This is a genomic window from Amycolatopsis sp. CA-230715, assembly GCF_018736145.1.
Classification (GTDB): domain Bacteria; phylum Actinomycetota; class Actinomycetes; order Mycobacteriales; family Pseudonocardiaceae; genus Amycolatopsis.
The window spans coordinates 1,018,900-1,032,206 of sequence record NZ_CP059997.1 but is presented as its reverse complement, the minus strand read 5'-3'; the positions used below and the strand labels follow the sequence as shown (position 1 = coordinate 1,032,206).

At 69.1% G+C, this 13,307-nt stretch carries 13 protein-coding genes; 10 read left to right on the top strand and 3 right to left on the bottom strand.

Annotated features, from left to right (window positions below; all coding sequences use genetic code 11):
* Nucleotides 1-6: 6 nt before the first annotated feature.
* On the top strand, nt 7-831 hold the full coding sequence (gene dapF / locus HUW46_RS04940; RefSeq protein ID WP_215546143.1) for a diaminopimelate epimerase: 825 nt from the start codon (nt 7-9) through the stop codon (nt 829-831).
* A gap of 76 nt (nt 832-907) precedes the next feature.
* On the top strand, nt 908-1,333 hold the full coding sequence (locus HUW46_RS04935) for a hypothetical protein (RefSeq protein WP_215546142.1): 426 nt from the start codon (nt 908-910) through the stop codon (nt 1,331-1,333).
* Between the two features lie 2 nt (nt 1,334-1,335).
* On the opposite strand, the gene HUW46_RS04930 is transcribed toward HUW46_RS04935, so the two are convergent.
* Entirely contained in the window at nt 1,336-1,539 is a 204-nt protein-coding gene (locus HUW46_RS04930) for a hypothetical protein (RefSeq protein ID WP_215546141.1), read from the bottom strand.
* An 83-nt stretch (nt 1,540-1,622) separates the two neighbouring features.
* On the opposite strand from HUW46_RS04930, the gene HUW46_RS04925 reads away from it, so the two are divergent.
* From HUW46_RS04925 to HUW46_RS04915, 3 genes are all read left to right on the top strand, one after another.
* A complete protein-coding gene (locus HUW46_RS04925; protein ID WP_215546140.1) occupies nt 1,623-2,384 on the top strand; it encodes a GntR family transcriptional regulator in 762 nt (253 codons plus the stop codon).
* A gap of 116 nt (nt 2,385-2,500) precedes the next feature.
* Nucleotides 2,501-3,913 (top strand): GTPase HflX, encoded by a 1,413-nt coding sequence (hflX, locus tag HUW46_RS04920; RefSeq protein WP_215546139.1) that lies wholly within the window; start codon nt 2,501-2,503, stop codon nt 3,911-3,913.
* A gap of 58 nt (nt 3,914-3,971) precedes the next feature.
* Nucleotides 3,972-4,955 (top strand): esterase-like activity of phytase family protein, encoded by a 984-nt coding sequence (locus tag HUW46_RS04915; protein WP_215549673.1) that lies wholly within the window; start codon nt 3,972-3,974, stop codon nt 4,953-4,955.
* 54 nt (nt 4,956-5,009) lie between these two features.
* On the opposite strand, the gene lexA is transcribed toward HUW46_RS04915, so the two are convergent.
* Nucleotides 5,010-5,663 carry a transcriptional repressor LexA gene (gene lexA / locus HUW46_RS04910; RefSeq protein ID WP_215549672.1) on the bottom strand — a complete coding sequence of 218 codons (654 nt, stop codon included), beginning with the start codon at nt 5,661-5,663 and terminating at the stop codon, nt 5,010-5,012.
* 305 nt (nt 5,664-5,968) lie between these two features.
* Between lexA and HUW46_RS04905 the strand changes: the two genes are divergently transcribed.
* The 5 genes from HUW46_RS04905 to HUW46_RS04870 all read left to right on the top strand — a co-directional run bounded on the left by HUW46_RS04905 (nt 5,969) and on the right by HUW46_RS04870 (nt 12,976).
* Complete coding sequence (locus HUW46_RS04905; protein WP_215546138.1) at nt 5,969-6,484, top strand: LysM peptidoglycan-binding domain-containing protein; 516 nt, start codon at nt 5,969-5,971, stop codon at nt 6,482-6,484.
* A gap of 273 nt (nt 6,485-6,757) precedes the next feature.
* A complete protein-coding gene (locus HUW46_RS04900) occupies nt 6,758-6,955 on the top strand; it encodes a hypothetical protein (RefSeq protein ID WP_215546137.1) in 198 nt (65 codons plus the stop codon).
* A gap of 352 nt (nt 6,956-7,307) precedes the next feature.
* The gene (gene nrdR, locus HUW46_RS04895; protein ID WP_215546136.1) at nt 7,308-7,817 is read left to right on the top strand and encodes a transcriptional regulator NrdR; all 510 of its coding nucleotides are present in this window, start codon (nt 7,308-7,310) and stop codon (nt 7,815-7,817) included.
* A 33-nt stretch (nt 7,818-7,850) separates the two neighbouring features.
* Nucleotides 7,851-11,951 (top strand): vitamin B12-dependent ribonucleotide reductase, encoded by a 4,101-nt coding sequence (locus HUW46_RS48200; protein ID WP_254125803.1) that lies wholly within the window; start codon nt 7,851-7,853, stop codon nt 11,949-11,951.
* Between the two features lie 278 nt (nt 11,952-12,229).
* Nucleotides 12,230-12,976: a polysaccharide deacetylase family protein gene (locus HUW46_RS04870; RefSeq protein WP_215546135.1), complete on the top strand. Its 747-nt coding sequence runs from the start codon at nt 12,230-12,232 to the stop codon at nt 12,974-12,976.
* A gap of 37 nt (nt 12,977-13,013) precedes the next feature.
* On the opposite strand, the gene HUW46_RS48750 is transcribed toward HUW46_RS04870, so the two are convergent.
* A complete protein-coding gene (locus tag HUW46_RS48750) occupies nt 13,014-13,136 on the bottom strand; it encodes a hypothetical protein (protein WP_256451416.1) in 123 nt (40 codons plus the stop codon).
* Nucleotides 13,137-13,307: the final 171 nt, after the last annotated feature.

Genomic DNA, 13,307 nt, shown 5'->3' with positions numbered 1-13,307 from the left:
GGGGGCATGGCTGGTATCTCGTTCCTGAAGGGGCACGGCACGCAGAACGACTTCGTGCTGCTCCCCGACGCCGACGGCGCGCTCGACCTCACCGAGGTGAGGGTCGCCGCGCTGTGCGACCGCCGCCGGGGGCTCGGCGCCGACGGCGTGCTGCGCGTGGTGCGCGCGGAGGCGATCGGCCTGTCGAGCGAGGGCGAGTGGTTCATGGACTACCGCAACGCCGACGGCTCGATCGCCGAGATGTGCGGCAACGGCGTGCGGGTGTTCGCGCGGTACCTGGTGGAGGCCGGGCTGGTGACCGACCGCGAGTTCGTCATGGGCAGCAGGGCGGGCGACCGGCCGGTCCGCGTGCACGACGACCTCTCCGTGACCGTCCACATGGGACCGGCCACGGTCACCGGCAGCTCGGTCACCACGGTCGCGGGCACGCCGTTCTCCGGTATCGCCGTCGATGTCGGCAACCCGCACCTGGTGTCCACTGTGGACGAAGATGTGTCCTCGCTCGATCTCCGCGACCAGCCGGGGTTCGACAGGGACTTCTTCCCGCACGGCGTCAACCTCGAGTTCGTCAACGTCCTCGGCGAGGGCGCGCTGCGGATGCGCGTGCACGAACGGGGCGTCGGCGAGACGCGCGCCTGCGGGACCGGCACGGTCGCCGCGGTCGCGGCCACCCTGCACCTGGCAGGCGCCGATTCCGGTACGTCCACTGTGGACATTCCGGGCGGGAGGGTCTCCGTCACGGTCGAGCGCGGCGCCTCCACCCTCACCGGCCCCGCCGAGATCGTCGCGCGCGGCGAACTGGACGAGCACTGGTGGGCCGGTCTCGGTTGAGTTTCACCGAGGGACCCGTCCCACCGTTCTTCGCTACCGTTCTCGGATCACGTCGTCCGATCCGAGGGGAAGTGCGATGACCGAGGGCACCGGTGAAGTCCGGGAGAGCACCGTCTCCGCGAAACTGGCCATGGTCTTCGCGGGCCTGCTCGGCCTGCTCACCCTGCTGAACGGCGTCAACGGCCTGAAACTGGTCGGCGATGTCACCGACACCGCGCGCCTGGTCCTGCTGGAGGTCTTCCTGTTCGCGACCGCGCTCAGCTCACTGGCCGGAGTCGCCCTGCTCGCGTGGCGCGTGGCCGCGGGGATCGCGGCGGTGGTCGGGGGCGCGGTCGTCGGGGTGCTCATGGTGGTGACCTTCTTCATCCTCGACTCCATCCCGCCGCACGGCGGGCTGTCCCAGTCCGGCGCCACCCTGCTGGGCGGGGTCACCCTGCTCGCCGTGCTCGCCTTCGTGCAGGCGCTGCGCCGGGGCACCCAGATCTGGGTCGGCCGAGCCTGACCTCACGGACCATCCATGGCGTCCAGCTCGGCGACGCGCGAAAGCACATCCTCGCCGAGGTCGGCGAGATCGAGTCCGAGATCGCGCAGGTCCTCGGTGAACTGGTCCTGGTCGAGTGTGTGGCTGAGCCGGACCAGCCTCCCGGTGCGGAGGTCGCGCGCGGTCACCGAGATCCGGTTCAGGAGATCGCGATCGAGCGGGTCCATCCTCCTCTGGACAACTCATCTTTACCAGTTCGCCATGAGTGATCTAACTGGTCAAGATGAGTTGTCATGCGGAGAATGGAGGCATGGTGGATCGGCGCAGCGGGGTGCCCGCATTCCGGCAGGTCGCGGCGGACCTGCGTGACAAGATCTCGGCTGGCGATTACGCGCCAGGCGACCGCTTGCCCAGCGAACGTGAGCTGGTCGAGAGCTACGGTGTGTCGCGTCCGACGATCAGGGACGCGGTCAACGTCTTGCGAACTGAAGGGATCGTGACCGCCGAACATGGCCGCGGTGTCTTCGTCCGGAAGTCCGTCGCGCTCCGGCGCCTGCCCCATTCCCGACTGTCTCGCCGGGCTCGAACTCGCCACCAAGGTGCGTTCCTGGCCGATGCCGCGGCAGGTGGGTTCACGCCGACTTGGTCGGTCACGGTGCGCACCGAGGTCGCGGGCGAGCGGGCCGCATCGATTCTCGAGATCTCGGCCGACACCGAGGTGACCGTTCGAGACCGGATCATGCGGGCGGATGGCCTTGTCGTGCAGCTCTCGACTTCGCGGCTGCCCCGAGAATTCACCCGCGGAACCGCCATCGAAGAGGTCGACACCGGCCCCGATGGCACGTATGCGCGCCTCGAAGAGGCTGGGCATCGCCTCGGTGCCTTCGCCGAGCATGTCGGAGCACGCATGCCGAGCCCCGCCGAAGCGTCCGCTTTGCAGGTGGACGAAGGAACACCGGTCCTCACCGTAACCAGGGTCGCCTTTCGCGCCGACGGGATTCCCTTGGAAATGAACGACATCGTGCGCTCCGCCGACAAGTACGAGCTGTCCTACGAGTGGGCAGCGGACTGAGGTCCGGAATACCCCGCCCGGTAATTCCGTTCTGTGTTGGACGCGGATCGTGGGACCATGGGTGCAGGAAGCACGAGCACGACCGAGGCAGGGGATTCGAACTGACTTACACCGACATGACTGACGCTGAACTGTCCACCGGTGAGCTGGAGCTGGAAGACCGGGCGTCACTGCGCCGGGTCGCGGGGCTTTCCACCGAGCTGCAGGACATCACCGAGGTCGAATACCGGCAGCTGCGGCTCGAACGCGTGGTGCTGGTGGGGGTGTGGACCGAGGGGAGCGCAGCGCAGTCGGAGGCGTCACTCGCCGAACTGGCGCGGCTCGCCGAGACGGCCGGTTCCGAGGTCCTCGAAGGTGTGGTGCAGCGCCGGATCAAGCCGGACCCGGCGACCTACATCGGCTCGGGGAAGGTGCGCGAGCTGCGCGATGTCGTGATCTCCACGGGTGCCGACACGGTGGTCGCCGACGGCGAGCTGTCGCCGGGCCAGCTGCGCCAGCTCGAAGAGAAGCTCAAGGTCAAGGTCATCGACCGCACCGCGCTCATCCTCGACATCTTCGCGCAGCACGCGCGCTCGAAGGAGGGCAAGGCGCAGGTCGAGCTGGCCCAGCTGCAGTACCTCATCCCGCGGCTGCGGGGCTGGGGTGAGTCGCTGTCCCGGCAGGCCGGTGGCCGTGCCGGTGGCGCGAACGGCGGCGTCGGCCTGCGCGGTCCCGGTGAGACCAAGCTGGAGACCGACCGCAGGCGCATCAACAAGCGGGTGTCGAAGCTGCGGCGGGAGATCGCCGCGATGGACACCATCCGCGAGACCAAGCGCGGGCGCCGGGTCGCCAACGAGGTGCCGAGCGTCGCGATCGTCGGCTACACCAACGCCGGGAAGTCGAGCCTGCTCAACGCCATCACCGGCGCGGGCGTGCTGGTCGAGGACGCGTTGTTCGCGACCCTGGACCCGACGACGCGGCGAGCCGAGACCCCGGACGGGCGCACCTACACGCTGACCGACACGGTCGGTTTCGTGCGGCACCTGCCGCACCAGCTGGTGGACGCGTTCCGCTCCACGCTCGAAGAAGCAGCCGACGCCGATCTGCTCGTGCACGTGGTGGACGGGTCGGATCCGGCGCCGGAGGAACAGGTCAACGCCGTCCGCGAGGTGCTCGGCGAGATCACGCAGCGCCGGTCGGAACCGCTGCCGCCCGAGCTGATCGTGATCAACAAGGCCGACGCGGCGGACGAACTGTCGCTCGCCAGGCTCCGGCACGTGCTGCCCGGCGCGGCCGTGGTGTCCGCGGCCACCGGGGAGGGTGTCGGCCAGCTGGTCGACACCATCGCCGAGCGGCTGCCGCGGCCCGAGGTCGTCGTCGACGCGCTCGTGCCGTACGCGCGAGGTGAGCTGGTGGCGCGGGTGCACGCCGACGGCGAGGTCCTCACCGAGGAGCACCTCGCAGACGGCACGCACCTGAAGGCCAGGGTCCGCCCCGACCTCGCCGCCGCGCTGGAAACCTATCTCGCGAACGGTTCGCTCACCCGGTGATCAGTACCGTAGGAGCGTGACGGTTACCGGGCGCAGGGTCTTCGCCTGCCTTTCGGCTGTGCTGTGCGCACTGGTGCTGGCGCCTTCGGTCGCGTACGCGGCCGAGGCACCGGCGCCGGTGTGCACCGTGAAGGACAAGCGGCTGAACGAGCTGTCCGGGCTGGTCAGCGACGGCGAGCACTTCTACGCCATCAACGACGGCGGCACGAAGACACAGGTGTTCGTGCTCGGGCGCGACTGCGCCGTCCAGCGGGTGATCACCAATGCCGCCGACCCGTACGACGTGGAAGACCTGGCGAGAGCCGCCGACGGCACGTTCTGGCTGTCGGACACCGGCGACAACCGCAAGCAGCGGGACACCGTCGCGCTGCTCGCGCTCACGCCGCAAGGCAAGGCCACGCTGTACCGGCTGACCTACCCCGACGGCCAGCACGACACCGAGGCGTTGCTGCTGGGCCGGGACGGCACGCCGTACCTCGTCACGAAGAACATCCTCGGCGACGCCTCCGTCTTCCGCCCCAAGGGAAAACTCGCCAGCCCGGGTCCGACGCCGCTCGAGAACGTCGGCTCGGTGGCCATCAAGACGACCGACACCGAAGGCGGGCCCGTCGGCGCACTCGGCTCGCTGCTCGTCACCGGTGGCGCGACCAGTGCCGACGGCAAAGTCGTCGCGTTGCGCACCTACACCGACGCCTATCTCTACCCGGCCCCGGACGGCGACATCGCCGCCGCGCTGAAACGCGAACCGGTGCGGGTGCCGTTGCCGGGGGAGAAGCAGGGCGAGGCGATCGCGTTCGACCCGGACGGCACGCTGCTTTCCGGCAGCGAAGGCGTCGGCGAGCCGATCAAAGCGGTGCCGAAGGCGACCGATCTCGTGAAGATGGAGCCGGAGCCCTCCGGCGAGGCGCCCGCCGCTCCCGGCGGCGCCAGTGCCGCGCCGAGCGGGTCGGGGCCGGACGAGTCCACGGTCACGGCGGTCATCGTGGTCGCCGCCGTGCTGGTCATCGGCTTCGGTCTTTTCCGGCGCTCGCGACGGCGCTGACGAAGGTGGGCCTTCCGCCCGCCCTGGCGGCGAAGACCCACCTTCGGGTGAACCTCAGAGACGGCGCAGGACGGCGACGACCTTGCCGAGAATGCTCGCCTCGTCACCGGGGATCGGGTCGTAGGCGTCGTTGTGCGGCAGCAGCCACACGTGCCCGTCCTTGCGCTTGAACGTCTTCACGGTGGCTTCGCCGTCGATCATCGCGGCGACGATCTCGCCGTTGTTCGCGGTGGGCTGCTGGCGGACGACCACCCAGTCGCCGTCGGTGATCGCGGCGCCGGTCATCGAATCACCGGTGACGCTCAGCAGGAAGACGTCGCCCTCGCCGACGATGTCCTTCGGCAGCGGGAACACGTCCTCGATGGCCTGCTCGGCGAGCACCGGCCCACCGGCGGCGATCCGGCCGACCAGCGGCACGTACGCCGGGCGCGGCATCTGTTCCTCCGGCGGCTCCTCCGCCGCGTTGGCGGTGAGCACGCCCACCGCGCGCGGGCGGTTCGCGTCCCGGCGCAGATAGCCCTTCCGCTGCAGCGCGCGCAACTGGTGCGACACCGAGGAGGTCGACGTCAGGCCCACCGCCTCGCCGATCTCGCGCACGCTCGGCGGGTAACCGAACCGGTTGACCCAGGCGCGGATGACCTCCAGCACCTGCTGCTGACGCGTCGTCAGGCCTTCCTCGGCGTCCTCGGCCTCGGCCAGGGTGTGCACCTTGGCGCGACCTTCCTGGTCACCGGTGGCGACACCCCCGGTGCCCTTGCCGCCCTTGCCCGCGTCGCGTGTCACTGCGCTGCCTCCCAGCTCGTCCAGCCCTCTTGTGGTGCTTGTGGCTCCTGTGACGCTAGCCCGCCGCCGGTCCGATTTCAAACAACTGTTCGAAGGACACGCCGGGCGCCGCTCGATTTTGTCGGTGCGGGGTGGTACACATTCGCACGGGCGTTCGATAGAACGGATGTTCGACCCGGCGGGCTCAGGGTGGGCCGCCGGTGGAGCTGGGACTGCTAGGAGGTTCCGTGATGTCGCTGCTGGACGAGAGGTCACCGCAGGTGGGCGCCGTACCCCGGGCGGCAAGGGTGCGGTCGCTGACCCTGGTGCCCCCGCTCCCGGACGCCGCGCCCGAACCCAGGACGCCCGGCGCGGCAAGGCGCGTCCGCGCCGGCGAGACCAGGCGACCGGCCACCAGGGCGCGCGTCGTCGCGGGCAGGCCGCGCACGCGGGCCGCCTCCTGCGCGCCGCGGCGGACCCCCGTGCGGTGGCCCGCGCTCGCCGGGCTCGCCGCCGCGGTGTTCCTCGCGATCGTCGGCATCGGCCTGTTCGCCAACGCCATGGCGGGCGAAGCCCCCGTCCCGGAGAGCACCGCCACGATCGCCGTCGCCCCCGGCGACACGCTCTCCGCCATCGCGCACCGCTTCGCCCCGGACAGCGACACCGGCGCGGTCGTCGACCGCATCCAGCAACTCAACCACCTCGACGGCGCCGCCCTCACCCCCGGCACCCCGCTCTCCGTGCCTGTTTCTTCATCGGGCGGCTGAGTTCTTTATCGGTCGGCAAAATTTGCGCTGCCAGGGCGCGGCTCCCAGCTCGACCCGCCGGTTTGTCGCGGGGTGCGCCCTGCCATCGCAAATTTAGAGGGCCCAGGGGGCCCTGCGCCCGACTGCACGCTCCCGCCGCGCGGGGCGCGTCGGATCGCCGGGTGCCTGGCTGGCTTGGCAATGGCCGCGCCTTCGGCGCGGACCTCGCGGCACTCGGGGGGTAGGCGGGCGAGTGCCCCTATCGACGGCGGGCGTCGGGTGGGTGAATCCCTGATGGCCACCTTGACGGCACTGAGTGTCCGAATCTCGGCGGTCGCGGCAACATTTTCCGGGGCGGGACCGCATCGCGACGCCCTGATGGTGGCCTTCACGGCATTGAGTGCCGTCATGGTGGCCTTCGCGGCAGCGGATGCCGCCCTTCGAATTGCTCGGCGTGCGCGTTGTGGCATCACCCTGGTGGGTAGTTCTTGACCTGTTTCGCGGAAGTGCGGTGCGGTCCGGGTTGGCCGCGACGTCAGCACCGTCGAGCGCTTCCGCGGCTGGTTGCGGGTGCCAGAGGCGGAGCAGTGTCACTCGGTCGGGTCGCTTGCGGTTGTCCGGGTCGCGATCTAGGGTCGACCGCTATATCTAGTAGTTACACGGCTGTAGTTGGTCCACAAGTTGGGGTAGAATCCGAACTAGTTGTCCACAGTGCTGCCGGTGTCATCCACCGGGTATCCACATCTCGATCACCAGGCGACCCCTCGGGGCCGCGTGGTTCCGCCGTTGCGTGGCGGCGGGCGAGTACCCGGTGACAGTCGGCGTGAGGGAAGGTGATCGGCCGATGCGGTGCCCGTTCTGTCGCCATGCCGACTCCCGGGTCGTCGACTCCCGTGAGGTCGATGAAGGCCAGGCGATCCGCAGGCGGAGGTCGTGCTCCGAATGCGGTCGGCGGTTCACCACGTCCGAGACGATGGTGCTCGCCGTGGTCAAGCGGTCCGGGGTCACCGAGCAGTTCAGCAGGGACAAGGTCGTTCGGGGCGTACGCCGCGCCTGTCAGGGAAGGCCCGTCGACGACGACGCGCTGCAGCAGCTGGCGCAGCGGGTCGAGGAGTCGATCCGGTCGGCGGGCGTCGCCGAGATCCCGAGCCACGAAGTGGGGCTCGCGATCCTCGGCCCGCTGCGCGAGCTCGACGGGGTCGCGTACCTGCGGTTCGCCAGCGTCTACCGCTCCTTCACCTCGGTAGAGGACTTCGAGAAGGAGATCGCGGACCTTCGTACGGCCATGGCGGGAGCGCCCGCGCCGGACGACCCGGCGGCGGCCGAAGGCGAAGAGAGCAAGCCCGGCGAGTGAATCTCGCCCGGCGTGCCGGGAGTGGAGTGCAGCATGTCCGAAACCACGAGTGCGAAGGCGGGCCGGAAGAGCAGGGGAGGCCTGACCGTCCAGCGCGTGTTCACCACCGACGGCGTACACCCGTACGACGAGGTGAAGTGGGAACAGCGCGACGTGGTGATGACCAACTGGCGTGACGGCACGGTCAACTTCGAGCAGCGCGGCGTCGAGTTCCCCGAGTTCTGGTCGGTCAACGCGACGAATATCGTCACCAGCAAGTACTTCCGCGGCGCCGTCGGCACTCCGCAGCGCGAGACCGGGCTCAAGCAGCTCATCGACCGGGTGGTCAAGACCTACGTCAAGGCGGGCACCAAGCACGGGTACTTCGCGAGCCCGAAGGACGCCGAAGTGTTCGAGCACGAGCTGACCTGGATGCTGCTGCATCAGGTGTTCAGCTTCAACTCGCCGGTCTGGTTCAACGTCGGGACCACGTCGAAGCAGCAGGTTTCCGCGTGCTTCATCCTCGCCGTCGACGACACGATGGAGTCGATCCTCAACTGGTACCGCGAGGAAGGGCTCATCTTCAAGGGCGGTTCCGGCGCGGGCCTGAACCTGTCGCGGATCCGGTCGTCGAAGGAACTGCTGTCCTCGGGCGGCACCGCGTCCGGCCCGGTGTCGTTCATGCGCGGCGCCGACGCCTCCGCCGGCACCATCAAGTCCGGTGGCGCCACCCGCCGCGCCGCCAAGATGGTCGTGCTCGACGTCGACCACCCCGACGTCGAAGAGTTCGTGCAGACCAAGGCGCGCGAGGAAGAGAAGATCAAGGTCCTGCGCGACGCCGGGTTCGACATGGACCTCTCCGGCGCGGACATCAGCTCCGTGCAGTACCAGAACGCGAACAACTCGATCCGGGTGTCCGACGAGTTCATGCGGGCGGTCGAGGCTTCCGGCGACTTCGGCCTGCGCGCGAGGCTCACCGGTGAGGTGATCGAGAACGTCGACGCGAAGAAGCTGTTCCGGTCGATCTCCACCGCGGCATGGGAATGCGCCGACCCTGGCCTGCAGTACGACGGCACCATCAACGACTGGCACACCTGCCCCGAAACGGGCCGGATCACCGCGTCCAACCCGTGCAGCGAGTACATGCACCTGGACAACTCCAGCTGCAACCTGGCCTCGCTGAACCTGATGAAGTTCGTCGGCGACGACGGCACCTTCGACGCGCCGCTGTTCGCGAAGGCCGTCGAATTCGTGATCACCGCGATGGACATCTCGATCTGCTTCGCCGACTTCCCGACCGAGGCGATCGGCGACACCACGCGCAAGTTCCGCCAGCTCGGCATCGGTTACGCCAACCTCGGCGCGATGCTGATGGCGCTCGGGCACGCGTACGACTCCGAAGGCGGGCGCGCGCTCGCGGCCTCGATCACCTCGCTGATGACCGGGGTGTCGTACCGGCGCTCGGCCGAGCTGGCCGCCGTCGTCGGCCCGTACGAGGGGTATGCGCGCAACGCCGAGGCGCACCAGCGCGTGATGCGCAAGCACGCGGCCGCGAACGAACTCGTCCGCACCCACCACGGCAACGACGCGGCGGTCCGCTCGCTGGCCACCGAGGAATGGCGACGCGGGATCGAGATCGGTGAAGCCAGCGGCTGGCGCAACGCGCAGGCCTCGGTGCTGGCGCCGACCGGGTGCCTCACGGGCGATTCCCTGGTGACAACGGATCGCGGGCTTGCCCGGTTGTCGGAACTGGGCGAGCTGTACGGGGATCAGTGGCAGGACATCGACTTGACCGTGTCGACCGACGAAGGCCCGAGGCGTGCCACCAAGTTCTTCGTCAACGGCGAGGAACCGACGCGGCGGATCGTCACCGAGGGCGGCTACCGGATCCAGGGCACGCTGGCACATCGGGTCAAGGTGGTGGACGCCGGAACCGGGGCCTGGACCTGGAAGCGGCTTGCCGACGTCCAGCAGGGCGACGTGGCACCGATCCAGATGGATCGCCTGGTAGGGGAGCCGCGACGCGTGCCCTTGCCCGTGCTCGACCAGGCGTACTACGCAGGGGACCGAGGCACTCGTGTCCCGGATGTCGTCGACGAGGACCTCGCCGAACTGGTCGGCTACTTCATGGGCGACGGCAGCTTGCACGCCAAGGGGATCCGGTTGTGCGTGGCGGACACGGACCTCGACGTCGTCGCGCGGCTGAACGTCCTGTCCAAAGAACTGTTCGGCCTTGAACCCGTTGTCTCAGCGCGAAAGGGCTATCAGGAGGTCGCGCTTCAGTCGGTCCGACTGGCACGGTGGTGGCAGGCCGCGGGCTTCGCCAAGGACCTGCCCGGCCACGATCATTCCGGCAAGGGATGGACGCCACGGGTGCCCGCGGCGATCCGGGAGACCAACGACTGCGCGGTCTACGCGGCCTTCCTCCGCGGCCTGTTCGAAGCCGACGGCACCGTGGTCGACGGCGTGCCGAGCTTGTCCACCGCGTCGGAGCTGTTCGCCGACGACATTCGCGGCATGTTGCTTCCCCTGAGGCTGGCTACGACCACACGCGAGACGACCAGCGGGTGGGGCGGCGCCCAGTACCAGGTCCGGCTGCGCAACGTCGACCACGCGTTGACCTTCGACGAGGTCATCGGCTTCATCAGCGGCCGCAAGTCGCGGTTGGTCGCGGACCTCGAGCCGGCGCGCTCGGCCAAACGGGATCACGTCTACCTTCCCCGCGCGGTGTGGGACGAACTGGTTCCTGTCTCGCACCCGCTGCGGAACGCGGTGGTCCAGTCGCTGCGCAAGACCGGCGGTGTCGCCCGGATGACCGCGCGCAGGCTGCTCGGCGAGACCGGGGACGACAGGCTGGCAGGCGCACTGGACTATCTGTTCGAAACCGTTGCCGCGAACGAGGACGGCGGTGTTCAGCCGACCTACGACCTTTCGGTGCCGGAGAACGTCACCTACGTCGCGAACGGCTTCATCAGCCACAACACCATCGGCTTCATGATGGACTGCGACACGACCGGGATCGAGCCGGACTTCTCCTTGGTGAAGTTCAAGAAGCTGGTCGGCGGCGGGTCGATGCAGATCGTCAACCAGACCGTGCCGCGGGCGCTGACCTCGCTCGGCTACCAGAACGAACAGGTCGAGGCGATCGTCGAGTACGTCGCCGAGCACGGGCACGTGGTCGACGCGCCCGGTCTGCGCCCCGAGCACTACGAGGTGTTCGACTGCGCGGTCGGCGATCGCGCGATCGCGCCGATGGGGCACGTACGGATGATGGCGGCGGTGCAGCCATTCCTGTCCGGTGCGATTTCGAAGACCGTCAACATGCCCGAGTCGGCGACCGTCGAAGAGGTCGAGGAGATCTACTTCCAGGGCTGGAAGCTCGGTCTGAAGGCGCTCGCGATCTACCGCGACAACTGCAAGGTCGGCCAGCCGCTGTCCACCGCGAAGAAGGACAAGGCGGCGGCGGAGCCGGAAACGGTCGTGGAGTACCGGCCGATCCGCAAGCGGCTGCCGAAGAAGCGCCCGAGCCAGACCGTGTCCTTCACCGTCGGCGGGGCCGAGGGCTACCTGCACGCCGGGTCGTACCCCGACGACGGGCTCGGCGAGGTGTTCATCAAGCTCGGCAAGCAGGGTTCGACGCTGGCCGGGGTGATGGACGCGTTCTCGATGTCGATCTCGGTCGGCCTGCAGTACGGGATCCCGCTGGAGTTCTACATCACGAAGTTCTCCAACCTGCGGTTCGAACCGGCCGGCATGACCGACGACCCGGACATCCGGATCGCCACCAGCGTGCTGGACTACCTGTTCCGCAGGCTCGCACTGGACTACCTGCCCTACGAAAAGCGTTCGCAGCTCGGCATCTTCACCGCGGACGAACGCTCGGCGCAGACCGAAGCGACCTACGGCTCGTCCTCCGACGAATCCGACGGCGTCGACCTGGAAGCGTTGCGCACCAGCGTGGACGCCACCAGCACGCGCGGCACCGAAAGCCCCGAAGAGCCCGCGCGCGAAGCCCACAGCACGGCCGAACTGATGGAACTGCGCCTCGGCAAGGCCGCCGACGCGCCGTTGTGCATGACCTGCGGCACGAAGATGCGTCCCGCCGGTTCCTGCTACGCGTGCGAAGGCTGCGGCGCCACCTCCGGCTGCAGCTGATTCCGGGCGCGGTGCGCAAGGTCGAACGGGGTGCCTGCCGACACCCCGTTCGGCCCAGCCCGTGGTTACCTCCTGCGCCCACCCGACGATCCTCGCCGGTGTCCACGCCTCTTCGGGGGCGGCGGACGCGATCGAGCTGAAGGCTGGTTCATCCGGCGACGGACAAGGAGTACGCCCGGGACCGGTCCCTCGCGACGGGTGCGCGACTACTTCACGTCGATGAAGTGCTCCCTCCGCGCTACTTCCGGATTGCCTTGGCACGGGCCAAGGTGGTGCGCATGGTTCGACTGTTCAGATCGCGGCGCGCCCGGAAGTGGGCGATCGGGGTGGCGGCCGCCCTCGTGCTGGTGCTGGTTGCCGGTTTCGTGCTGCTGCGCGTGGCCAGTTCGCGCACCTTCCAGTTCTTCGGCGAGATCGTCGACCGGGTCGACACCGCGGACCGGGTGGTCGCGCTGACCTTCGACGACGGGCCGGATCCCGCGGGCACACAGTCCCTTTTGGACACTCTCGCGGCACGCGGTGTGCCCGCGACGTTCTTCCTGATCGGCAGGGAACTGGCCACGCACCCGGAGCTGGGACGCGCGATCGCCGGTGCCGGGCACGAGATCGGCAACCACAGCTTTTCCCACGAGCGGATGATCGGGGTGACGCCCGCCTGGGTCGCCGACGAGGTCGAGGCGACCGACGCGCTGATCCGCGCGACCGGGTACCGGGGCGAGATCCAGTTCCGCCCGCCGAACGGCAAGAAGCTGTTCGCCCTGCCGCACTACCTCGCCGAACATCAGCGGAAGACGATCACCTGGGACGTCGAACCGAACTCCGACCCCGAGGTGGATCGCAGCGCCGCCGCGATCGCGCGCTACACCGCCGAGCACGTGCGACCGGGGTCGATCGTGGTCCTGCACGCGATGTACGCGTCGCGGGAGCAGACCAGGGCCGCGCTCGGGCCGATGATCGACCAGCTCCGGCAGAACGGCTACCGGTTCGTGACCGTTTCGCAGCTGCTGGCGGAAGGCCGTCGGTGACGGCATGGCCGCTCGGCGCCGGGCGCTGTCGGAGTGGCTAGCCGGTGTGGGAGTCGTAGACACGGCGGAGCAGGGCGGTGAACCGGTCGCGGTCGCGGGCGTTGAGCGCGCGGAGGAAGTCGTCCTGCCCGCGGGCGGCGGCGGTGGCGAGATCGTCCACAAGGGACTTTCCCGCCGGGTCAGTGAGACGACGCGTCTGCGGCGGTCGGCGGGGTCGGTGGCTTTGTCGATGAGCCCGCGCTCGCTCAGCGAGTCCAGTACGGCCACGAGATCGCGCGCGTCCACGGCGATCGCGCGCGAGGGAACCCAGGCGGGACAGCGGGAATCCCGT